Annotated in this window: 21 protein-coding genes and 2 riboswitches; of the genes, 10 read left to right on the top strand and 11 right to left on the bottom strand. The window is 69.9% G+C overall.

Translation table 11 applies throughout. The features are described 5' to 3' along the window. The 4 genes from RTA_RS07555 to RTA_RS07540 all read right to left on the bottom strand — a co-directional run bounded on the left by RTA_RS07555 (position 1) and on the right by RTA_RS07540 (position 3452). Positions 1-1269, bottom strand: a complete 1269-nt coding sequence (locus tag RTA_RS07555; protein ID WP_081466234.1) for a PQQ-dependent sugar dehydrogenase — start codon at positions 1267-1269, stop codon at positions 1-3. Positions 1270-1348: 79 nt separating this feature from the next. Continuing rightward, positions 1349-1768, bottom strand: coding sequence for an acyl-CoA thioesterase (locus RTA_RS07550; protein ID WP_041675180.1), 420 nt, complete (start codon positions 1766-1768; stop codon positions 1349-1351). Next, positions 1765-2658 (bottom strand): DMT family transporter, encoded by an 894-nt coding sequence (locus RTA_RS07545; RefSeq protein ID WP_041675179.1) that lies wholly within the window; start codon positions 2656-2658, stop codon positions 1765-1767. Before RTA_RS07545 ends, RTA_RS07550 begins: the two co-directional genes overlap by 4 nt. An 11-nt stretch (positions 2659-2669) precedes the next feature. Further along, positions 2670-3452, bottom strand: coding sequence for an SDR family oxidoreductase (locus RTA_RS07540; RefSeq protein WP_013900797.1), 783 nt, complete (start codon positions 3450-3452; stop codon positions 2670-2672). A gap of 144 nt (positions 3453-3596) precedes the next feature. Between RTA_RS07540 and RTA_RS07535 the strand changes: the two genes are divergently transcribed. The 9 genes from RTA_RS07535 (at position 3597) to RTA_RS07495 (ending at position 13937) form a co-directional block, all read left to right on the top strand. Further along, positions 3597-5300 (top strand): electron transfer flavoprotein-ubiquinone oxidoreductase, encoded by a 1704-nt coding sequence (locus RTA_RS07535; protein WP_013900796.1) that lies wholly within the window; start codon positions 3597-3599, stop codon positions 5298-5300. Positions 5301-5371: 71 nt separating this feature from the next. Then, positions 5372-6343, top strand: coding sequence for a TRAP transporter substrate-binding protein (locus RTA_RS07530; RefSeq protein WP_013900795.1), 972 nt, complete (start codon positions 5372-5374; stop codon positions 6341-6343). Positions 6344-6402: 59 nt separating this feature from the next. Beyond that, complete coding sequence (locus RTA_RS07525) at positions 6403-6897, top strand: TRAP transporter small permease (protein ID WP_013900794.1); 495 nt, start codon at positions 6403-6405, stop codon at positions 6895-6897. Then, on the top strand, positions 6894-8171 hold the full coding sequence (locus RTA_RS07520; RefSeq protein WP_013900793.1) for a TRAP transporter large permease: 1278 nt from the start codon (positions 6894-6896) through the stop codon (positions 8169-8171). The genes RTA_RS07525 and RTA_RS07520 overlap by 4 nt, the downstream gene beginning before the upstream one ends. A 19-nt stretch (positions 8172-8190) precedes the next feature. After that, a riboswitch (glycine riboswitch) is annotated at positions 8191-8296 on the top strand. 10 nt (positions 8297-8306) lie between these two features. Next, positions 8307-8429: riboswitch (glycine riboswitch) on the top strand. A gap of 68 nt (positions 8430-8497) precedes the next feature. Beyond that, a complete protein-coding gene (gene gcvT / locus RTA_RS07515) occupies positions 8498-9634 on the top strand; it encodes a glycine cleavage system aminomethyltransferase GcvT (RefSeq protein ID WP_013900792.1) in 1137 nt (378 codons plus the stop codon). Between the two features lie 28 nt (positions 9635-9662). Further along, positions 9663-10040, top strand: a complete 378-nt coding sequence (gene gcvH, locus RTA_RS07510; protein WP_013900791.1) for a glycine cleavage system protein GcvH — start codon at positions 9663-9665, stop codon at positions 10038-10040. A gap of 13 nt (positions 10041-10053) precedes the next feature. Then, positions 10054-12942, top strand: coding sequence for an aminomethyl-transferring glycine dehydrogenase (gene gcvP, locus RTA_RS07505; protein ID WP_041675178.1), 2889 nt, complete (start codon positions 10054-10056; stop codon positions 12940-12942). Between the two features lie 92 nt (positions 12943-13034). Then, the gene (locus RTA_RS07500) at positions 13035-13433 is read left to right on the top strand and encodes a response regulator (protein ID WP_041675176.1); all 399 of its coding nucleotides are present in this window, start codon (positions 13035-13037) and stop codon (positions 13431-13433) included. Positions 13434-13493: 60 nt separating this feature from the next. Continuing rightward, on the top strand, positions 13494-13937 hold the full coding sequence (locus RTA_RS07495) for a response regulator (protein WP_013900788.1): 444 nt from the start codon (positions 13494-13496) through the stop codon (positions 13935-13937). A 17-nt stretch (positions 13938-13954) separates the two neighbouring features. Here RTA_RS07495 and RTA_RS07490 read toward each other — a convergent pair whose 3' ends face one another. The 7 genes from RTA_RS07490 to RTA_RS07460 all read right to left on the bottom strand — a co-directional run bounded on the left by RTA_RS07490 (position 13955) and on the right by RTA_RS07460 (position 21744). Next, complete coding sequence (locus tag RTA_RS07490) at positions 13955-14611, bottom strand: DsbA family oxidoreductase (protein WP_013900787.1); 657 nt, start codon at positions 14609-14611, stop codon at positions 13955-13957. Positions 14612-14685: 74 nt separating this feature from the next. Next, entirely contained in the window at positions 14686-15714 is a 1029-nt protein-coding gene (locus RTA_RS07485; protein WP_013900786.1) for an SDR family oxidoreductase, read from the bottom strand. A 100-nt stretch (positions 15715-15814) separates the two neighbouring features. Next, the gene (locus RTA_RS07480; protein ID WP_013900785.1) at positions 15815-16282 is read right to left on the bottom strand and encodes a tellurite resistance TerB family protein; all 468 of its coding nucleotides are present in this window, start codon (positions 16280-16282) and stop codon (positions 15815-15817) included. 9 nt (positions 16283-16291) lie between these two features. Continuing rightward, the gene (locus RTA_RS19710; protein WP_013900784.1) at positions 16292-18742 is read right to left on the bottom strand and encodes a PAS domain S-box protein; all 2451 of its coding nucleotides are present in this window, start codon (positions 18740-18742) and stop codon (positions 16292-16294) included. A gap of 224 nt (positions 18743-18966) precedes the next feature. Then, entirely contained in the window at positions 18967-20160 is a 1194-nt protein-coding gene (locus tag RTA_RS07470) for an MFS transporter (RefSeq protein WP_013900783.1), read from the bottom strand. 5 nt (positions 20161-20165) lie between these two features. Further along, the gene (gene aroC, locus RTA_RS07465; protein WP_013900782.1) at positions 20166-21263 is read right to left on the bottom strand and encodes a chorismate synthase; all 1098 of its coding nucleotides are present in this window, start codon (positions 21261-21263) and stop codon (positions 20166-20168) included. A gap of 16 nt (positions 21264-21279) precedes the next feature. Further along, complete coding sequence (locus RTA_RS07460; protein WP_013900781.1) at positions 21280-21744, bottom strand: CBS domain-containing protein; 465 nt, start codon at positions 21742-21744, stop codon at positions 21280-21282. Between the two features lie 84 nt (positions 21745-21828). On the opposite strand from RTA_RS07460, the gene RTA_RS07455 reads away from it, so the two are divergent. Further along, entirely contained in the window at positions 21829-23139 is a 1311-nt protein-coding gene (locus tag RTA_RS07455) for an O-acetylhomoserine aminocarboxypropyltransferase (RefSeq protein WP_013900780.1), read from the top strand. Position 23140: the final 1 nt, after the last annotated feature.

Raw genomic sequence — 23140 nt, 5'->3', positions numbered from 1 at the left:
TCAGGGCCCGTAACGCAGCAGCTGGCCGTCGTCGGTCAGCAGGTAAAGCGCGCCGTCCGGCCCCTGCTCCACGTCGCGCAGCCGCTGGTTGCGCGAGGCCAGCAGCCGTTCCTGGCCGGTGACCGTGTTGCCGTCCAGGGTCAGGCGCCACAGTGCCCGCCCGGCCAGCGAGGTGACGAACAGGTTGCCGTTCCACTGCGGCACGGCAGTGCCGGTGTAGAAGCTGATGCCCGCCGGCGCCGGCGAGGACATGGCGCCCCCGGTCCAGGGCTGCCCGTCGCGGGTGTTCCAGACCCAGGCCGGTCCCACGGTGCCGGCCAGCGTCTGCGGCCCCACCGGCGTGGTGGTGCCGTATTCCTGGCCGTGGCTGGCCAGGGGCCAGCCGAAGTTGGCGCCGGCCACGGTGCGGTTGATCTCGTCGCCGCCCTGCGGGCCATGGTCGCTGGTCCACAGATCGCCGGTCGCAGGATGCACGGCGGCGCCCTGCGGGTTGCGCAGGCCGTAGCTCCAGGTCTCGGCCAGCGCGCCGGCGGGCCAGGTGGGATTGCCGGGCGCCGGCGCGCCATCGGTGGTGATGCGCACCACCTTGCCGTTGCCGCGCGTGAGGTCCTGGGCGAAGCCGCGCTGCTCGTTGGTGCGCCGGTCGCCCAGCGTGACCCACAGCCGGCCTTCGCGGTCGAACACCAGGCGCGAGCCGAAATGCGCGGTCGATGCCACCTTGGGCTGCTGCCGGTAGATGACGGTGACGTTGCTGAGCGTGCGAGCGTCGGCGCTGAGCTCGCCGCGCGCGACCGCGGTGCCGTTGAGGGCGGGGTTGCCCGGATCGCGCTCGGAGAAGCTCAGGTAGACGCGGCCGTTGCTGGCGAAGGCCGGGTCCAGCGCCACGTCCATCAGCCCACCCTGCCCTTCGACCACCAGGTTGGGCAGCGCGAGGCCGACGTTGCCCAGCACCGAGCCCTCGCCGGACAGCAGCTTGAGGCCGCCGGTGCGCTCGGTGACCAGCAGCCGCCCGTCCAGCAGGAAGGCCATGCCCCAGGGGCTGGACAGGCCGGTGGCGCGGGTGGTCACTGCCACCTGGGCCGGGGCGGCCGAGGGGGTCGGGGTGGCCGGGGTGCCCGAGGGGGCTGATGCGGTCTGCTGGGTGCCATCGCCGGAGCCGCCGCCTCCACCGCCGCAGCCTTGGGCGGCTGCGGCCAGGAACAACGCGGTGGCGAGGGTCTTGGTGGCGGGAAAGGAACGGGGTTGGACGAGGAGGAATGAAGTCAGCATGCGACGAGCGTAGCCAAGCCGCCTGCTCTGCCCTTGCAACCGATGCAAAAAGCCGTAAAGGGCGGCTGAGCCGCCGCGGCTATTCCAGGTGCGCGCGCATCCACGGCGGCAGCGGCGCCGACTTCTGCGCCGGGAAGTCCACCCACACCGTGGTGGCGCCGCCCGCCGCGTACAGCACGCCGGGGTCGTCCTCGCGCTCCATCGTGCCCCAGCTCTCGAAGCTGCTGCGCGAAGGGTCGCTGACGTACATGCGCACGCGCACGTTGCCGGGGTACTCCAGCTGCTTGTAGAAGTTGCAGAAGGCGTTGGCGATGACCGGCCCCTCGCCGCGCGGGTCGGGCTGGCAGCCGATGGAGCGCATCCACTCGATGCGGATGGTTTCCAGGTAGCGGAAGTAGGTGGTGTTGTTCACGTGGCCCATGGCATCCATGTCGCCCCAGCGGATGGGGATCAGCATTTCGTGGACCAGCTTCTTGTGCTCGGGGATGGCGATCTTCATCGGTGCGCGCGGATGGAGGCGAGGATGCCCAGCGTGAACAGCACGCAGGCGACGGACTGCGCCGGGCTGGGCCAGCGGCCGTCCCAGGCGAAGGAATACAGCAGGGCGAACAGCGTCTCGCTGACGATCAGCTGGCCGCACAGGCTGGCCGACAGGCGGCGGCTGGCGACGTTCCACAGCACCGTGGCCAGCCAGGCCGAGCCGAAACCGGTGGCCAGGCACAGCAGGGCGAAGAGCCACCGGTCCGGGCGGGCCGCCAGCACCTCGGGCGGCGAGCCGGCGGCCAGCCACAGCAGCAGCGCCCCCAGGCCGGTGGCCACGCCCAGCCAGTTGGCCCAGGCGGTCACGTCGACCTCGGGGTGCCGCTTGAGCCAGGCCGCGTTGAGCAGGGCGAACGCCGTCCAGCAGGCCAATGCGCCCACGGCCAGGCCCACGCCGCGCCAGGGGTGCGCAGGCGCGGCGCCCCCGGCTTCGCCGCCATGCGGCACGCCCATCATCAGCGCCAGGCCCGCTGCCGTGAGGGCCAGCCCGGGGACCAGCGCCGTCCAGCGCAGGTGCCCCGGCTTGCCCAGCAGCATCACCCACAGCGGAATGGTCCCGATGATCAGCGTGGGCACCTCGGTGCCCGCGTCGCGGATGGCCAGCACCAGCAGCAGGTAGTAGGCGGTGAAGCCCAGCAGGCTCAGCCCCGCGGCGGCCCCGGCCTGGCGCGCCGTGGGGCGTTGCCGGCCGCGCGCGGCCAGCATCAAGGCGGTGGCGACCGCGCCGTAGGCCACGAAGCGGCCCGCGGTCAGGTCCACCGGCGAGTAGCCCCCGGCCATGCGCGGCGCCACGAACACCAGGCCCCACAGCGCCCCGGCCGCCAGGCCGGCCAGGACGCCCGCTCCCATCCGCTGCGCGCTCAAACGGCGAAGCCGTCGTCCGCGGCGATCACGGCGCCGTTGATGAAGTGGCTCTGGCTGCTGGCCAGCAGCACCACCAGGGCGTCCAGGTCCTCGGGGCTGCCCACGCGCTTGCGCGGCAGCATCTGCATGAGCTTCTGCCCCTGCTCGGTCTCCCAGTGGTGGTGGTTGATCTCGGTGTCGATGTAGCCGGGGCAGACCGCGTTGGTGTTGATCTCGAAGCGGCCCCATTCCAGCGCCATGGCGCGCGTCATGTGCACCACGGCCGCCTTGCTCATGCAGTAGGCGCCGATCTGCGGCAGCACCTTCAGCCCCGCCATGGAGGCGATGTTGATGATGCGCCCGCCGGTGAAGGTGCCGGGCGCCGCGCCCTTGGCGCGCGCCAGCATGCGCTTGCCGACCTCCTGCGCCACGAAGAAGGCGCCCTTGACGTTGGTGTCGAAGATGAAGTCGTAGTCCTCTTCCGTCACGTCCTGCAGGCGCTGGGTGGTGCTCACGCCCGAGTTGTTGACCAGGATGTCGATCGATCCCATCTCGGTCTCGGCGTGGGCCACCGCGGCCTTGATGCTGGCCAGGTCCGTCACGTCCAGCGTGACCACGTGCGCGTCGCCGCCCTCGCCCTCGATCTGCGCCCGCAGCTCCTTGAGCTTCTCGATGCGGCGGCTGGCCAGGACCACGGCCGCGCCAGACCGCGCCAGGACGCGCGCGAACTGCGCGCCCAGCCCGCTGGAGGCGCCCGTAACGAAGGCGACACGGCCCGAAAGGTCGATGCTGTAGCTCACTGAAGGGTCTCCCGCCGGAACCGGCCAACAAAATAAGAACGGTCGTTCTTTTCCGGGTCCCGCCGCCATAGAATCCGGGGCCACCCGAGCGGCCAGGCGGCGTCGCCGGCACCCGACCGAAAAAACATTATCAGCGAGACCTCCATGACCCATGACGAGATCCTGGCCCAGTACGGCCCCCGCGAAGCCATGGAGTACGACGTGGTCGTGGTGGGCGCCGGCCCGGCCGGCCTGTCCACCGCCATCCGCCTCAAGCAGCTGGCGGCGCAGGAGGGCAAGGAAGTCTCCGTCGTGGTGCTGGAAAAGGGGTCCGAGCCGGGCGCGCACATCCTGTCCGGCGCCATCATGGACCCGCGCGCCCTGACCGAGCTGCTGCCCGACTGGCGCGAGAAGGGTGCCCCGCTGAACCAGCCGGTGACCGAGGACATCTTCCTGTTCCTCAGCGAGCGCGGCGCCAGCCGCACGCCCAACTTCCTGCTGCCGTCCAACTTCCAGAACCACGGCAACTACATCGTCAGCCTGGCCAACGTGACGCGCTGGCTGGCACAGCAGGCCGAGGGCCTGGGCGTGGAGATCTTCCCGGGCTTCCCCGCGGCGGAGGTGCTCTACACGCAGGACGGCTCGGGACCTGGGGGCTTACCTGCGGTAAGGGGCGTGGCCACGGCCAACATGGGCGTGGGCAAGGACGGCCAGCCGACCGAGAACTTCCAGCTCGGCATGGAGCTGCATGCCAAGTACACCATCTTTGCCGAGGGCTCGCGCGGCCACCTGGGCAAGCAGCTGATCCGCAAGTTCAAGCTCGATGCCGGCCGCGACCCGCAGAGCTACAGCATAGGCATCAAGGAGGTGTGGGAGATCGATCCGGCGCGGCACCAGGCCGGCCTGGCCCTGCACAGCGCCGGCTGGCCGCTGAACAGCACCACCTACGGCGGCTCGTGGATGTACCACATGGAGGGCAACCAGGTGTCCATCGGCTTCGTGGTCGGCCTGGACTACGCCAACCCCTACCTGTCGCCGTTCGAGGAGTTCCAGCGCTTCAAGACGCATCCCAACATCCGCTGGTACTTCGAGGGGGCCAAGGGCGCCAAGCGCCTGGGCTACGGTGCGCGGGCCCTGACGGTGGGGGGCCTGCTGTCGCTGCCCAAGACGGTGTTCCCGGGCGGCGCGCTGGTGGGCGACGACGCCGGCTACCTGAACGCCTCGCGCATCAAGGGCAGCCATGCGGCCATCAAGACCGGCATGCTGGCGGCCGAGGCCGCCTTCGAGGCCCTGCAGGCGGACCGCCGGCACGACGAGCTCACGACCTACCCGGCGGCCTTCGAGAAGTCCTGGCTGCATGCCGAGCTGCACCGCGCCCGCAACTTCAAGCAATGGTTCAAGAAGGGGCTGTACACCGCCACCGTGATGACCGGCATCGAGCAGTTCGTGCTGCGCGGCAAGGTGCCCTGGACGCTGCACCGCGAGAAAGCCGACCACCTCTACCTCAAGCCGGCGGCGCAGTGCAAGCCCATCGTCTACCCCAAGCCGGACGGCAAGCTCACCTTCGACAAGCTGTCCTCGGTGTTCATCTCCAACACCAACCACGCCGAGGACCAGCCGGCGCACCTGACGCTGAGGGACCCGTCGGTGCCGGTGAACACCAACCTGCGCGTCTATGCCGGCCCCGAGAGCCGCTACTGCCCGGCGGGGGTGTACGAGTACGTGCGCGACGACAGCGGCGGCGACCGGCTGCAGATCAACGCCCAGAACTGCGTGCACTGCAAGACCTGCGACATCAAGGACCCGACGCAGAACATCGTCTGGGTGGTGCCCGAGGGCGGCGGCGGGCCCAACTACACCAACATGTGAGTAGAACTCCTGTGGCGGCCGGCGCCGCGGCTGGGGCAAGATCGCGTCTTTGCCCACCCACAGGAGACAGCATGAAATTCGGCAAACTGTTCGCGGCCCTGGCCGCGGGACTGGTGATGAGCTCCGCCGCGCTTGCCCAGACCACCATGAAGATCAGCATCTCGACGGCGCAGAACTCGCACCAGGGGGTGGCCATCGACACCTTCGCCCGCGAGGTCGACAAGCGCACCGGCGGCCGCTACAAGGTCCAGACCTTCTACTCCGGCTCGCTGGGCGGCGAGCGCGAGTCCATCGAGGCGGTGCAGCTGGGCACCCAGGAGCTGGCCTTCAGCTCCACCGGCCCGGTGCCCAACTTCGTGCCCGAGACCAAGATCCTGGACGTGCCGTTCCTGTTCCGCGACAAGGCGCATGCCCGCGCCGTGCTGGACGGGCCGATCGGCCAGGAGATGCTGGGCAAGTTCGACTCCAAGGGTTTCAAGGCGCTGGCCTGGGGGGAGAACGGCTTCCGCCACATGACCAACAGCAAGCGGCCGGTCACCGCGCCCGAGGACCTCAAGGGCCTGAAGATGCGCACCATGGAGAACCCGGTGCACGTGACGGCCTACAAGGGCCTGGGCATCGTCACCACCCCCATGGCCTTCCCCGAGGTGTTCACCGCCTTGCAGCAGGGCACGGTGGACGGCCAGGAGAACCCGCTGTCGGTGATCATGGCCGCCAAGTTCGACCAGGTGCAAAAGCACCTGTCGCTCACCGGCCATGTGTACTCGCCCTGCATCTTCGTGATGAACAAGGCGGCCTTCGACAAGCTCTCGGCCGCCGACAAGCAGGCCTTCCTCGACGCAGCCAAGGAAGCCGTCAAGGCCAACCGCGCCCGGGTGGACGAGGACGACGCCAAGGGGGCCGCCGAGCTCAAGGCCAAGGGCATGCAGGTGGTGGAGAACGTGGACAAGGCCAAGTTCGTCGCCACCCTGGCGCCGATCAATGCCGAGTTCGAGAAGCAGTTCGGCAAGGCCAACATGGACAAGATCCGCAACTACAAGTGATCTGCTGCTGAAAGGATGGCGGCCTGCGCCCATGTGTCGGGGTCGCGGGCCGTTTTCATATGAGAAACAGCTTCCTGCGCCTTGAGCGCCTGACCAGCGGCTTCGCCATGGCGGCGGCCTGCGCCATGCTGGCCCTGGCCTCCGGCCTGGGCGTGTTCCAGATCATCATGCGCTTCGTGCTCGAGCAGCCGGCCGAGTGGACCGAGGTCCTGATCCGCTTTTCGCTGATCTGGATGGTGTTCCTGGGCATCCCCATGGCCTTCCGCCAGGGCGCCATGGTCAGCGTGGACGTGCTGTACCGCTGGAGCAAGCCCGGCATGCGGCGCTTCCTCGACTGGATGGTGTGCATCGCCGCCCTGGCGCTGATGGCGGTGGTGCTCTGGTGGGGCTGGGACTACGCCAGGCGCGGGGAGGTGCAAAGCATGATCGGCCTGGAGGACGTGTCCATGTTCTGGGCCTACCTGGCCATGCCGGTGGGCGCCGTGTTCTCGGCCATCGGCATCATCGGCAACCTGCTGGACCCCCAGCGCCTGGAACTGGAGACTGCGCAATGACCAGCATCATGGTCGGCACCATGGTGCTGTGCTTCGCCCTCACCATCTCGGTGGCGGTGTCCATCGGCCTGGCCTCGGTGCTGGGCATCCAGGCCAGCAACGCCAACATGCTGATCTCCGTCAAGGAGATGTTCGGCGCCATCAACAAGTTCCCGCTGGCCGCCATCCCCTTCTTCATCCTGGCCGGCAACCTGATGGAGACCGGCGGCATCTCGCGCCGGCTGGTCGAGTTCGCCAAGAGCATCGTCGGCGGCGTGCAGGGCGGCCTGCCCATGACCTGCGTGCTGACCTGCATGATCTTCGCGGCGGTGTCGGGTTCGTCGGTGGCCACCACCTTCGCCATCGGCGCCATCCTGATCCCGGCGCTGATCAAGCACGGCTACCCGACCTCCTGGGCCGCGGCGCTGCAGGCCACCTCGGCGGAACTGGGCGTGATCATCCCGCCGTCCATCCCGATGATCCTGTACGGCGTGAGCGCCGAGGTGTCCATCGGCGAGCTGTTCATCGCCGGCTTCGGCCCCGGCCTGCTGATCGGCCTGGCGCTGATGCTGTTCGTCTGGGCCTGGTGCAAGTGGAAGGGCTGGGGCAAGACCGACGGCGAGGGCCGCCTGTCGTTCGGACGCGCCACCCTGCAGGCCAGCTGGGCCCTGCTGATGCCGGTGATCATCCTGGGCGGCATCTACGGCGGCGTGTTCACGCCTACCGAGGCCTCCGCCGTCGCGGTCGCCTATGCGCTGGTCGTGGGCATGGTGATCTACCGCGAGATCCGGCTGCGCGACCTGTACGCCATCCTGCGCAAGTCGGTCATCTCCTCGGCGGTGATCATGTTCATCATCGCCAACGCCGGGCTGTTCGCCTTCCTGATCACCCGCGCCGGGGTGCCGGATGCGATCGGGCAGTGGCTCAAGGAGGTGCTGCAGACGCCGTTCTGGTTCCTGCTGGGCGTGAACGCCGCCCTGTTCGTGATCGGCATGTTCATCGAGACCAGCGCGGCCATCATCGTGCTGGCGCCCATCCTGGCACCCGTCGCCCAGCACTTCGGCATCGACCCGGTGCACTTCGGCCTGATCATGGTGGTCAACCTGGCCCTGGGCATGATCACACCGCCCTTCGGCGTCAACCTGTTCGCCGCCTGCACGGTGGCGCGCATCTCGCTGGACCGCATCGTGACGCAGCTGATCCCCTTCGTGCTGGTGGTGCTGGCCTGCCTGATGGTGATCACCTACGTGCCCCAGCTGTCGCTGGGCCTGCGCGACCTGGCCTACGCGCGCTGAAGGCCGGCCGGCTAGAATCCCGGGCACGTCAGGAGAGCGCTCTCCCCGAGGGAGCCACCGAAGGCGCAGGCCCATGATTTGAAGGTGTGGCCGAACGCTCAGGTACCCAGGACTGACGGCACGTCCCGCAAGGGACGTTTCCTTGCTGGAGAGAGGCCGCCGCGTGCAGCGTGCTGCAATGCAGGCGGCCCACCGAAGGAGCAAACCCCGTGACGCCACGGGGCGAATCTCTCAGGTAAAGCGGACAGCAGGGCTCACCCATGGCGGGGAAGCACGGCCGTGCTTCCCCGGTACCATGGCCCGGAGCTTTGCCACTGGAGAGCCGCTTGACCGCAGCCACCCAAGACCCGCCTCTGCAGCGCACCCCGCTGCACGCCTTGCACCTCGAGCTCGGCGCCCGCATGGTGCCGTTCGCCGGCTACTCCATGCCGGTGCAGTACCCGGCCGGCTTGATGGCCGAGCACCACCACACGCGCGATGCGGCCGGGCTGTTCGACGTCTCCCACATGGGGCAGCTGCGCCTGGCCGGCCCGGACGCCGCCGCCGCGTTCGAGACGCTGGTGCCGGTGGACGTGGTGGACCTGCCGGCGGGCAAGCAGCGGTACGGCCTGCTGCTGACCGACGAAGGCGGGATCATCGACGACCTGATGTTCGTCAACCGCGGCGACGACCTTTTCGTGATCGTCAACGGCGCGTGCAAGGTGGGGGACATCGCCCATATCCGGGAGCGGATCGGTTCGCGCTGCCAGGTCGTCCCCCTGCCCGATCGCGGCCTGCTGGCCCTGCAGGGCCCGAAGGCGGTCCATGCCCTGCGCCGGCTGGTGCCGGGCGTGGACAAGCTGGTGTTCATGACCGGCGGCGCCTTCGCCTGGGACGGCGGCGAGCTGTTCATCACCCGCAGCGGCTACACCGGCGAGGACGGCTTCGAGATCTCGGTGCACGAATCGCAGGCGCAGGCGCTGGCACGCGCGCTGCTGGCCCAGCCCGAGGTCCAGCCCATCGGCCTGGGCGCCCGCAACTCGCTGCGCCTGGAAGCCGGCCTGTGCCTCTACGGCAACGACATCGACACCGGCACCACGCCGGTCGAGGCCGGGCTGAACTGGGCCCTGCAGAAGGTGCGCCGCAGCGGTGGCGCCCGTGCCGGCGGCTTCCCCGGCGCGTCGCGCATCCTTGGTCAACTGGACGGCAGCGTGCCGGTGGCGCGCAAGCGCGTGGGCCTGGTGGCGCTGGAACGCGTGCCGGTGCGCGAGCACACCGAGCTGCAGGACGCCGGCGGCCGCAAGGTCGGCGAGGTCACCAGCGGCCTGCTCGGCCCCACCCTCGGCAAACCCATCGCCATGGCCTATGTCGAGGCCGCCTTCGCCTCGCCCGGCACGCGCGTCAACGCCCTGGTGCGCGGCAAGCCCGTGCCGATGGAGGTGAGCGCCATGCCTTTCGTCCCCAACCGCTACTACCGCGGCTGAGCCCTCATCAACCACCTGGAGAAGAACCATGACCGTCAAGTACACGCCCGAGCACGAATGGATCAAGCTGGAGGGCGGCGGCCCCGCCACCGTGGGCATCACGGTGCACGCGCAGGACGCGCTGGGCGACGTGGTCTTCGTCGACCTGCCCGAAGTCGGCCGCCGCTATGGCCAGGGCGAGGTGGCCGGCGTGGTCGAGTCCGTCAAGGCCGCGGCCGACGTCTACATGCCGGTCACCGGCGAGGTGACCGAGGTGAACGAGGCGCTGCGTGCCGACCCGTCGCTGGCCAACAGCGACCCGCTGGGCCAGGGCTGGTTCTTCAAGGTCAAGCTGGCGAATCCGGCCGAGCTGGAGCCGCTGATGGACGAGACCGCCTACGGCGAGTTCGCGAAGAACGCTTCCTGACAGAAAGAGACCCATGCTGATGCAATCCGCCCGCCCGCTGGGCGAGCTCGAGAACAACGCCGAATTCATCCCCCGCCACATCGGCATCTCCGAGGCCGACGAGCGGCACATGTTGTCGGTGATCGGCGAGGCCTCGCGCCGCGCGCTGATCGAGAGCATCGTGCCGCGCTCCATCGCGCGCACCAGCGAGATGAGGCTGCCGCCGCCCGCCACCGAGGCCGGCGCGCTGGCCGAGCTGCGGGCGATCGCATCCAGGAACCGGGTGGCCAGGTCCTTCATCGGCCAGGGCTACCACGGCACCATCACGCCGCCGGTGATCCTGCGCAACATCCTGGAGAACCCGGCCTGGTACACCGCCTACACGCCCTACCAGGCCGAGATCAGCCAGGGCCGCATGGAGGCGCTGGTCAACTTCCAGACCATGGTGTGCGACCTGACGGCCATGCCCATCGCCAACGCCTCCATGCTGGACGAGGCCACCGCCGCGGCCGAGGCCATGACGCTGGCCAAGCGCAGCGTCAAGAGCAGGAGCAACACCTTCGTGGTCGCCGGCGACTGCCACCCGCAGACCATCGAGGTGATCCAGACCCGCGCGGCCCCGCTGGGCATCCAGGTGCTGCTGGCGAACTCGCACGAGGAATGGAGCGAGCGGCTGGCCGGCGACTACTTCGCCGTGCTGGCCCAGTACCCCTCCACCAGCGGCCGCATCGACGACCTGCGCGCCGACGTCGACAAGGTCCACGCGAAGCAGGCAGCCTTCATCGTCGCCGCCGACCTGTTGGCCCTCACGCTGATCGTGCCGCCGGGCGAATTCGGCGCCGACATCGTTTGCGGGACCACGCAGCGCTTCGGCATGCCCATGGGTGCCGGCGGCCCGCACGCCGCCTATCTTGCCTGCCGCGACGAGTACAAGCGCTCCCTGCCGGGCCGGCTGGTGGGCGTCAGCATCGATTCGCACGGCAATCCCGCCTACCGACTCGCGCTGCAGACGCGCGAGCAGCACATCCGCCGCGAGAAGGCCACCTCCAACATCTGCACGGCGCAGGTGCTGCCCGCCGTCGTCGCGAGCATGTATGCCGTGTACCACGGGCCCCAGGGCTTGAAGCGCATCGCGCAGCGCGTCGCCAGCTACACCGCCATCCTGGCGAAGGGGCTGGAACAGCTCGGGCACAAGCCGCGTGCCGGCGCGTTCTTCGACACCCTCTCGCTGCACACCGGCGAGGCCACGCAGGCGATCGTCTCCAAGGGGCACGCGCTGAACGCCAACCTGCGCGTCGGCTGGGACGAGTACATCATGGTGTCGCTGGACGAGACCACCACGCGCGACGACATCCGGCTGCTCTGGCAGGTCTTCGCCAGGCCGGGGCAGGCGCTGCCGGACTTCGCGCCCTTCGAGAAGGGCGTCGAGCCCGCGATCCCTACGGCCCTGCGCCGCACCAGCGCCTTCCTCGCGCACCCGGTGTTCAACACCCACCACAGCGAGACCGGCATGCTGCGCTACATCCGCAGCCTGTCCGACAAGGACCTGGCGCTGGACCGCACCATGATCCCGCTGGGCAGCTGCACCATGAAGCTGAACGCGACCAGCGAGATGATCCCCATCACCTGGCCGGAGTTCGCGCACGTCCATCCGTTCGCGCCGCGCGAGCAGCTGCAAGGCTACGCGGAACTGGACCGGCAGCTGCGCGAGTGGCTGTGCCAGGCCACCGGCTATGCCGGCATCAGCCTGCAGCCCAATGCCGGCTCGCAGGGCGAGTACGCCGGCCTGCTGGCCATCCAGGCCTGGCACGCCAGCCGCGGCCAGGCCCACCGCGACGTGTGCCTGATCCCCTCCTCCGCCCATGGCACCAACCCGGCCAGCGCGCAGATGGTGGGCATGCAGGTGGTGGTGACCGCCTGCGACGCCAGCGGCAACGTCGACCTGGCCGACCTCGAGGCCAAGTGCCGGCAGCACGCGGACAAGCTGGCCGCGGTGATGATCACCTACCCCAGCACGCACGGCGTATTCGAGACCCAGGTCAAGGAGCTGTGCGCCCTGGTGCACCGCTACGGCGGCCGGGTGTACGTGGACGGCGCCAACATGAACGCGCTGGTGGGCGTGGCCGCCCCGGGCGAGTTCGGCGGCGACGTCAGCCACCTCAACCTGCACAAGACCTTCTGCATCCCGCACGGCGGCGGCGGGCCGGGCGTCGGTCCGGTGTGCGTGGTGGAGGACCTGGTGCCCTTCCTGCCGGGCCATGCGACCGGCGGGGTTCCCGGCCAGGTGGGTGCGGTGTCGGCGGCCCCCCTGGGCAACGCCGCCGTGCTCCCGATCAGCTGGATGTACTGCCGCATGATGGGCGCCCAGGGCCTGCGCCAGGCCACCGAGGTGGCCATCCTGTCGGCCAACTACATCAGCACGCGCCTGAAGGACCACTACCCCACGCTGTACGCCAGCCGCAACGGCCACGTGGCGCACGAGTGCATCCTGGACCTGCGGCCGCTCAAGGACACCAGCGGCGTGACCGCCGAGGACGTGGCCAAGCGCCTGGTCGACTACGGCTTCCACGCGCCCACGCTGAGCTTCCCGGTGGCTGGCACGCTGATGGTGGAGCCGACCGAGAGCGAGACGCTGGAGGAGCTGGACCGCTTCATCGCCGCGATGGTCGCCATCCGCGAGGAGATCCGCCGCGTCGAGAAGGGCGAGTGGCCGCAGGACGACAACCCGCTGAAGAACGCGCCGCACACGGCGGCCAGCCTGCTCAAGAGCGACTGGACGCACGCCTACCCGCGCGATGCCGGCGCGGCGGTGCTGGACGAGCGCCGGCACGCCAAGTACTGGCCACCGGTCGGGCGCGTCGACAACGTCTGGGGCGACCGCAACCTGTTCTGCAGCTGCGTGCCGATGTCGGCCTACGAGTGAGCCCGTCCGGCGGACCGGCCCGGCCCGGGCCGGCCCGGCTTGGCAGCGGGGCTCGTCGCGTGCATCATCCATCGGCAGAGCAGGAGGTGGGTGTGACGCTGACGGCATTCGTGGTCGAGGACAGCCCGGCGATCCGGGACAGCCTGGTCGAGACATTGGCCGAGCTGGCCGGCATCGCCACCGCCGGTGTGGCGGGAAGCGAACAGGCCGCCCTGGCCTGGCTCACCAATCCGGTGCATCACTGGGACGTCGCCATCGTCGACCTCATCCTGGAAGCCGGCGGCAGCGGTTTGCGGGTGCTGGAGGCGCTGCGCCAGCGGCCGCCGCAGCGCAAGGTGGTGGTGCTGACGGCCACGGCCAGCCCGCCGGTGCGGCAGCAGTGCGAGGCGCTGGGCAGCGACCGGGTGTTCGATAAATCTATCGAGACCGACGCCTTGATTGAATACTGCGTATCACTCGCGCTGCAACACGGCAGCGGACGTCAGCCATAGGCTTGTTGCCATCCGCCGCGTGCGTGACAAAATGGCCCTCCGTTACCCCGTGCCAGCCCGATGAACGACGCCGCGATCCTCGTGGTGGATGACAATCCCGACCACCTCGAACTCACCGTCATGGCGCTCAGCGAGTGCTGCGACCCTGACCACATCGTCACCGCCAACGACGGCGTCGAGGCGCTGGACTACCTGTTCGCCCGCGGCCCCCACGCCCGCCGGGACCCGCGCCAGCAGCCCCGGCTGGTGCTGCTGGACATGAAGCTGGTGCGCCTGCACGGGCTGGACGTGCTCAAGGCCATCCGCGCCGACGAGCGCACCGCCCTGCTCCCGGTGATCATGCATTCCTCCTCCACCGAGCGGGGCGACATCGCCGACTGCTATACCCACGGCGCCAACAGCTACGTGCGCAAGGCCACCGACTACGACGAGCTGCGGCGCAAGATGCGCCAGCTGCACGACTTCTGGCTGACGGTCAACGAGCGCTGGCGCAACAGCGTCTGAGCGGCGCAGGCAGGCCCTCAGGCGGCGCCCGCCGCGATCTGCCGCAGCGCCTGCTCGAACACCTCGGGCGGCTGCCCACCCTGGATCAGGTGGCGGTCGTTGACGATGACCGAAGGCACGGCGTGGATGCCCAGCGAGAGGAAGTGGCTCTCGCGCTCGCGCACCTCGTCGGCGAACTCGTCGCCCGCCAGGATGGCGCGGGCCCGCTCCACGTCCAGCCCGGCGCGCGCCACGGCATCCAGCAGCACCTCGGGGTCGGCAACGTTGCGGTCCTGCCCGAAATAGGCGTCCAGCAGCACGCGCTTGAGCGCGTGCTGGCGCGCCGGGTCCAGCTCGCCCGCCCAGTGCAGCAGCCGGTGGGCATCGAAGGTGTTCCACACCCGACCGCGACCCTCCGGGCGGAAGGCGAAGCCCGCCGCCTGCGCCCGCTGGCACAGCTGCGACCAAAGGGCGGCCTGCTGCGCGGGGGTGGAACCGTACTTCTGCGTCAGGTGCTCGGCGACGTCCTGCCCGCCCGGCGGCATCTGCGGATTGAGCTCGAAGGGCTGGAAGCGCAGTTCGGCCCGCACCTCGCCGTCCAGGCGCGCCAGCGCCTGCTCCAGCGAACCCAGGCCGACGGCGCACCAGGGGCAGGCCACGTCGGAGACGAAATCGATCTTCAGCTGCGAGGTCATGGGGCCATGCTAGCGGCGCGGCCAAGACCCTGCTGCGGCACCGGGCCAGCACCGGGGCCGGCACCGCGTCGGCCTCAGGTCGCGCCCACCGATCCCGTCACGGGCAGCACGATCCCCGTGATGTAGCTGGCGCAGGACGGCGCGGCCAGGAACACGTAGGCCGGCGACAGCTCCTCGGGCTGGGCTGGCCGCTTCATGTCGCTCTGCTTGCCGAACTGCGCCACCTTCTCCGCCGTCTGGTCGGCCGGGTTGAGCGGCGTCCACACCGGCCCCGGCGCCACGCAATTGACGCGGATGCCCTTGTCGATGAGGCTGGAGGCCAGCGACATGGTGAAGGCGTGGATGGCGCCCTTGGTGGCCGAGTAGTCCAGCAGCGAGCCGCTGCCGCGCAGGCCCACCACCGAGCCGGAGTTGACGATGGACGAGCCCTGCTTGAGGTGGGGCACCGCGGCGCGCGCCATGTAGAAGTAGCCGAAGATGTTGGTCTTCATGGTCTCCTCGAGGCGCTCGTCCGTGATGTCCTCGATGGAGTCCGCGTGCTCCTGGAAGGCGGCGTTGTTGACCAGGATGTCCAGCCGGTCGAACTCGGCCACGGTCTTTTCCACCGCCTCCTTGCAGAACGCCGAGTCCTTCACGTCGCCGGGGATCAGCAGGCACTGGCGGCCTTCCTTCTCGACGTGGCGCTTGGTTTCCTGCGCGTCCTCGTGCGAGCTGAGGTAGACGATGGCCACGTCGGCGCCTTCGCGCGCGTACAGCACGGCCACGGCGCGGCCGATGCCCGAATCGCCACCGGTCACCAGGGCCACCATGCCCTTGAGCTTGCCGCTGCCGCGGTAGTCGGGGGCGTAGAAGCGCGGCTTGAGCTCCATGTCGGCCTCCAGGCCGGGCTTGGGCAGGTGCTGGGCCGGCATGTCCTCCGGCTGCGGCCGCGGCCCGGCCTGCATGGCCTTGGATTGCTTCTGCTCGCCGCCTTCCTGGCCCTTGGCCTGGGCCTTGGCCTCGTCCTTGCGGTCCTGTTCGCGCTGCAGCTCGCGCTGGTGCTCGGCGGCGGCTTCCGTGCCGGGTCCGCGCCCTTCCTCGCGGGCGCTGGGTTTGTCGCTCATGGGGGGCTCCTTTCGTCGCAAACCCCCACTATCGCCAGCGCGCGGGCGGCACCCTGTCAACCTTTTCGAGACGCCTGCGTGGGAGCGGGCCTACAGCGGATCAGGCGGCCGGGCCGGGCGCCGCCTCCTTGGCGCGCAGCTTGGCCGCGATGTACTGGCCGTGCGTGACGTGCAGCAGCTCGGCCACCCGCGAGATCAGGTGGTTTTCATGCGCATCCAGGTGGCCGTCCGCATAGGCGACCTGCCACATGTACTCCACGATGCGCACCTTCTGCTCGGTGCCGAAGTGCTGGTTCACCACCGAGGTGAACTGGTGGAAGTCCGAAGACGTGCGCGAGGCCTGGTGCGCCAGCTCGACCAGCCGCTCCAGCTCGTCATCGGCCAGCGGGAAGGTGCGCCGCAGCGCGCCGACCACGGTGGCCCGTTCGGGCGCGCCCAGCTGCGGGTCGGCCCGCATCACCTCGACCAGCAGCACGGCCGTGGCCAGCTGGATGGAATGCTCGGCCTGCGCCGCGCTGGCGGACGGCGAGACGATGGAGTCGAACAGGTCCTTGAGGCTGCGCAGCATGGCGGCACCTTAACGCGAAGCCAGCTCCTGCAGGCGCGCAGGGTCAACCGGCTTGGTCCAGTGGTGGTCGAATCCGGCCTGGGCCGCCAGCTCCTTGTCCTGCGGCTGGCCCCAGCCGGTCAGCGCGATCAGCATGGGTTGGCGCACGCCTTCGAGCTTGCGGATGCGGCGCGCCGCCTCGTAGCCGTTGATATCCGGCAGGCCGATGTCCAGCAGCACCACGTCGGGCCGGAAGGCGGCGGTACGCTCGACCGCCGTCATGCCATCGTGCACCACGGCCACCTCGTTGCCCGACATGGACAGCAGCTCGGCCACCGTGGTCGCGGAGTCCACGTTGTCCTCCACCACCAGCACGCGGCGATTGCCCCCGCCGGGCGGCGGCGCCGGCTGGGCCGGCGCCGCGGCGGTCCTGGCCTGCTCGCGCCCGAGCCGCGGCAGGTAGACGGCGAACTCGCTGCCGCGGTCCAGCCCCTCGCTGCGCACCTCGACCCTGCCGCCGTGCAGGCGCACCAGGCCTTCCACCAGCGACAGCCCGATGCCCAGCCCGCCCTGGCGCCGCTCGGTCTGGTGCGTGGCCTGGGCGAACAGGCCGAAGACCTTGCCCTGCATCTCGGGCGCGATGCCAGTGCCGTTGTCGCGCACCCGCACCACCAACTGCGAGGGCTGGGCCTCCACCGCCACGTCGATGCGGCCGCCGCGCCGCGTGTACTTGGCCGCGTTGTTCAGCAGGTTGGAGAACACCTGGGCCATGCGCGCCGGATCGGCGTAGACGTCGGTGGGCTCGTCGGTGAATGTCAGCGTCAGCCGGTGATGGGCCGCCTCGATGTGGGGCCGGCTGATCTCCACCGCAGTCGTCAGCACCTGCACCAGGCTGGTGGGCTCCTTCTTCAGCTCGATCTTGCCGGTGCTGATGCGCGAGACGTCCAGCAGGTCGTCCACCAGGCGCGACAGCTGGCCGACCTGGCGCTCGATGATGCCGGTCACCTGCTCCACCCGGTGGGCATCGCCGGGCACGCGCTTGATGATGGACAGCCCGTTCCAGATCGGCGCCAGCGGGTTGCGCAGCTCGTGCGCCAGGGTGGCCAGGAACACGTCCTTGGCCCGGTCGGAGTTGCGCAGTGCGCGCAGCAGCTTGGCGTTCTCGATCGCCACCGCGGCCCGGCGCGCCAGGTCCTGGGCCAGTGCCAGGTCATCCTCGGTATAGCGGCGCCGCGACTCGGCCGTCACGAACGTGAGCACGCCCAGCGTGTGGCCGTGCGCCGACAGCGGCACGCCGATGTACGAGCGCAGGCCCAGCGCGCGTATCGCGGCCAGCAGCTGCGGGTCGCCGATGCGGGCCAGCAGCATCTCGTCGCTGATCTCGGGCACGTAGGCCACCCGGCCTTCGCGCACCACGCTCCAGGGACCGGTGGCGGCCTGCGGGTCCGCGGGCAGGCGCCGGTGCAGCTCGTGCGCCAGCTCCACCTTGGCCGGGTCCACATGGGCCACGGCCACGCGCTGCAGGCTGCCGTCGTCCGCCAGCATGTCGACCGCGCACCAGTCGGCAAAGCCCGGGACGGCCAGCCGTGCGATCTTGTCCAGCGTGCTCTGGAAATCGGTCACGTCGGCCAGCTCCTCGCTCGCCTGCGCCAGGAACTTCAGGTCGTTCTCGGCGTTCTTGCGCCGGGTGACGTCCATGCACACCCCCGACATCAAGGCCGCCGCGCCGCTGGCGTCGGGCAGCACGTGGCCCCGCCCCTCCAGCCAGTGCACGCTGCCGTCCGGCCAGAGCACCCGGTACTCGACGCGGTGCCCGGTGCTCCCGCGCAGCCCCTCCTGGATGGCCTCCACCACGCGCGCGCGGTCGTCGGGATGGACCAGTTCGTCGTAGTAGCGCGGCGCCGGCACGGGGGCCGCGCCGGGCGACATGCCGTGCACCAGGTACATGCCCGGCCACCAGGTGACCTCGCCGCTGGCCAGGTCGGCCTGCCACACGCCCAGTCCCCCGGCGTCCAGCGCCAGCTGCAGCCGCTGCTCCCCGGCCCGCAGGGTCTCGTTGAAGCGCTGGAGCTCGGCCTCGTGCCGGCGCTGCTCGGTGCGGTCCCGCAGGATCTTGACCAGCCCCGCGGGACGGCCTTCCTCGTCGTGCACGCGCATCAGCTCGCCCGAAGCCCAGAAGCGCTCGCCGCCCTTGCGCTGGTGCCAGCGCTCGTCCAGCGCATGGCGCTCGCGCATCGCGGTGGACAGCTCGCGCTCCACGGCGCCCGCGGCCACGTCTTCCGGCGTGAAGATGCGGTGCAGGGTCTGGCCCATCATTTCGGCCGCGGTCCATCCAAGCAGGCGCCGGGCACCCTCGTTCCAGGTGGTGATGCGACCGCGCTCGTCGCAGCTGATGATGGCGTAATCCAGCGCGCTGTCGACGATCTGCCGGTAGTGGCGGTCGTCCAGTTGGAACGCCGGATCGGTGAGCTCGGATCGCATGATGCAAGGAGTTGGCTCCTAGGGTAGCGACAAACTCATGCTCTTGGGGCCGGTGGGTCAACGGCTGCCGTCGAGCTGTCCTTACCGCCAGGGCACTCTCAGCTTTGAGGAACCCGCTACCTGCATCCTTTTGCAGCTATGTTTTCAGGAGCATTGCAACGGCCGAGCCGAGCAGGGTGTCGCGCATGTGCGGGCAAGTCCCAAGGCCCAACGGGGTATGCGGCTCAACCGTGGCCGGCGGGACGCTCCAGCTGCTCCAGCAGTTCCATCCGCCAGGCGCAGGCGGTGGCCAGCAGGCCCAGCAGCGTGGCCGCGCCGTACATAGCCTCGAAGCCGAAGCGGGAGGCCAGCGCGCCGCCGGCCAGCACCCCGGTCACGCCGCCGATGCCGTAGCCGATCACCGTGAACAGCGCCTGGCCCCGCCCCCGCAGCCGCCCCGGGAAATGCCGCGTCACCATGGCGATGCAGGCCGTGTGGTGGGTGGCGAAGGTCAGCGCGTGCAGCACCTGCGCCGCGAACAGTGCCGGCAGCCAGTCCGCCGCCCCGCCGGTGAGCGCCATGCGCAGCGCGGTGGCGGCGCCGCACACCACCAGCCAGCGCGTCATGGGCAGCGCGCCGATGAGGCGTCCCTGCCAGAAGAACCACAGGATCTCCACCAGCACCGACACCGCCCACAGCACGCCGATCATGGCCTTGCTGTAGCCGCGCGCATCCAGGTACAGCGACAGGAAGCCGTAGATGGCGAAGTGCGCCATCACGTGGAACAGCAGCGAGGCGAAGAACCAGCGCACCGCCGGCTGGCGCAGCACCGGCGCGATCGGCTCGCCGCGCTCGTGCGCCTGCGCCGGCTTCTCGCGCACGTCGGGCAGCCACCAGGTGCAGCCCAGCACCGCTGCGAGCGTCAGCGCGGTCCAGCCCGGGAAGTGGCCCATGCCGAAACGCTCGAACCAGGCGCCGGCCAGGAACACGGTGAGCATGAAGCCCATCGATCCCCACAGCCGGATGCGGCCATAGCGGCCCCAGTCGCCCGCCACCAGGTGCGCCATCGCCGCCTCGGTCAGCGACATCATGGAGCTGGTGTGGGTGAACAGCAGCAGCAGCACCAGGCCTATCCAGACCGGGCCGCCGTCGAACCACAGCCCGACCGACGCCAGCAGCGCCACCCCGGCGGAAAAGCGCAGCAGCCGCACGCGCTCGCCGGTGTGGTCGCTCAGGGCGCCCCAGATGTAGGGCGCGAACACGCGGGTGAAGGACTGCACCGAGGCCAGCAGGCTGATCACCACGATGGGCAGGCCCAGGTGCTTGAGCCACAGCGGCAGGTAGGGGTTGAAGAAGCCGATGTGGGCGAAGTAGCTGGCCGACAGGCCGGCGAACGGGACGATCTGCCGGCCCAGGCTGGCCGGCGGCGCTGCGGACATCGGCGTCAGAGGAAGGAAGCCTGGATCGGCTGCATCGGCGGGGCGACGTCGCCGTTCTGCGCCCGGTGGCGCAGCGCATGGTCCATCACCACCAGGGCCAGCATGGCCTCGGCGATGGGCGTGGCGCGGATGCCCACGCAGGGATCGTGGCGACCCTTGGTGACGATCTCCGCGGCCTCGCCCTGCAGGTTGATGGTCTCGCGCGGGCTGATGATGGAGCTGGTCGGCTTGATCGCGATGGAGACTTCCAGGTCCTGCCCGGTGCTGATGCCGCCCAGCACGCCGCCGGCATTGTTGGTCCTGAAGCCCTGCGGCGTGAGCGAGTCGCCGTGCGTGCTGCCGCGCTGGACCACGCTGGCGAAACCGGCGCCGATCTCCACGCCCTTGACCGCGTTGATGCCCATCAGGGCCCAGGCGATGTCCGCGTCCAGCTTGTCGAACAGCGGCTCGCCCAGGCCCAGCGGCATGCCGGTGGCGCTGACGCGCAGGCGCGCGCCGCAGGAATCGCCGGCCTTGCGCAGCGCATCCATGTAGCTCTCCAGCGCCGACACGTCGGCCACCGGCGCGAAGAACGGATTGCGCGGCACGTGGTCCCAGCCCTCGAACGGGATCTCGACCTCGCCGATCTGCTGCATGCAGCCGCGGAACCGCGTGCCGAACTTCTGCGCCAGCCACTTCTTGGCCACGGCGCCCGCCGCCACCATGGGCGCGGTGAGCCGCGCCGAGGAACGGCCGCCGCCGCGCGGGTCGCGCAGGCCGTACTTGTGCAGGTAGGCGTAGTCGGCGTGCCCCGGGCGGAAGGTCTGGGCGATGTCGCCGTAGTCCTTGCTGCGCTGGTCGGTGTTGCGGATGAGCAGGCAGATGGGCGTGCCGGTGGTGCGGCCCTCGTACACGCCCGACAGGATCTCGACCTGGTCGGCTTCCTGGCGCTGCGTGACGTGGCGGCTGGTGCCGGGACGGCGCCGGTCCAGGTCCGGCTGGATGTCGGCCTCGGACAGCGCCATGCCGGGCGGGCAACCATCGATCACGCAGCCGATGGCAGGGCCATGCGACTCGCCGAAGTTGGTGACGGCGAAGAGGTGTCCGAAGGTGTTGCCGCTCATGGCGGCGGATTATCGGCTACAGCCGCGCCGTCGGCTGCGCGTCCTCGCTGCTGGGCCAGTCGCGGATATAGGCCTTGAGCATGCGGTTCTCGAAGTTCTGGCTGTCGACCACCGCCTTGGCGACGTCGTAGAAGCTGATCACGCCCATCAGCATGCGGCGGTCCATCACCGGCATGTAGCGGGCATGCCGCTCCAGCATCATGCGGCGCACCTCGTCCAGCTCGGTCTCGGAGGTGCAGGTCAGCGGGTGGTCGTCCATGGCGGAGCGCACCCGGGTGTTGCCGACGCTGCCGCCGTTCTTGACGATGCAGAGGATGACCTCGCGGAAGGTGAGCATGCCCACCAGGTCGCCATGCTCCATGACCACCAGCGAGCCGATGTCCTTCTCGGCCATCACCTCCACGGCCCGCCCCAGCGGCTCGTCGGGGCCGACGGTGTAGAGCGTGTTGCCTTTGACGCGCAGGATGTCGCTGACTTTCATGGTGTCTCCTCGACCAGCCCGGGTGCCGGTGCGGATGAATATAGCCCACAATCCCGCGCACTTCCATCGAAGAGAAGGCCCGCCATGCCCGGCTATTCCGATCCCGGCTTCGACACGCTCGCGCTGCACGCCGGCGCCGCGCCCGACCCCGCCACCGGCGCGCGGGCCGTGCCCATCCATCTGAGCACCTCGTTCGTGTTCGAGTCCAGCGACCATGCGGCCGCGCTGTTCAACCTCGAGCGTTCGGGCCATGTGTACTCCCGCATCAGCAACCCGACCAATGCCGTGCTGGAGCAGCGCGTGGCGGCGCTGGAGGGCGGCATAGGCGCCATCGCCACCGCCAGCGGCCAGGCGGCGCTGCACCTGGCCATCGCCACGCTGATGGGCGCCGGCTCGCACATCGTGGCCAGCACCGCCCTGTACGGCGGTTCGCACAACCTGCTGCACTACACGCTGCGCCGCTTCGGGATCACCACGACTTTCGTCAAGCCCGGCGACATGGAGGGCTGGCGGGCCGCGATCCAGCCGAACACCCGGCTGCTGTTCGGCGAGACCGTGGACAACCCGGGCCTGGACGTGCTGGACATCCCCGCCGTCAGCGCCATCGCCCACGACGCGGGCGTGCCGCTGCTGGTGGACTCCACGCTCACCTCGCCCTGGCTGATGCGGCCCCTGGAGCACGGCGCCGACCTGGTCTATCACTCGGCCACCAAGTTCCTGTCGGGCCACGGCACGGTGATCGGAGGCGTGGTCGTCGACGGCGGCAGCTTCGACTGGGAAGGGCCGCGGGCCGCCGGCAAGTTCCGGGAGCTGACGGCGCCCTACGAGGGCTTCCACCAGATGGTGTTCAGCGAGGAATCCACCGTCGGCGCCTTCCTGCTGCGGGCGCGCCGCGAGGGCCTGCGCGACTTCGGCGCCAGCATGAGCCCGCACACCGCCTGGCTGATCCTGCAGGGCATAGAGACGCTGCCGCTGCGCATGGAGCGCCACATCCGCAACACCGGGAAGGTGGTGGAGTTCCTGGCGGCCCATCCCTTCGTGGCGCGTGTCGGCCATCCGCTGCTGGAGTCGCACCCCAGCCATGCGCTGGCCCGCAAGCTGCTGCCGCGCGGCGCCGGCTCGGTGTTCAGCTTCGACATGAAGGGCGACCGCGAGCAGGGCAAGCGCTTCGTCGAGGCGCTCAAGGTGTTCAGCCACCTGGCCAACGTGGGCGACTGCCGCTCGCTGGTGATCCACCCGGCCAGCACCACGCATTTCCGCATGTCGGACGAGGCGCTGGCCGGCGCCGGCATCACCCAGGGCACGATCCGCCTGTCGATCGGGCTGGAGGATCCGGACGACCTGATCGACGACCTGAAGCGCGCGCTCAAGGCGGCCGAAAAAACCGGGGCCTGAC

The sequence above is a fragment of the Ramlibacter tataouinensis TTB310 genome (assembly GCF_000215705.1).
Classification (GTDB): Bacteria; Pseudomonadota; Gammaproteobacteria; order Burkholderiales; family Burkholderiaceae_C; genus Ramlibacter; species Ramlibacter tataouinensis.
This window is presented reverse-complemented; position numbering and strand designations above follow the sequence as displayed.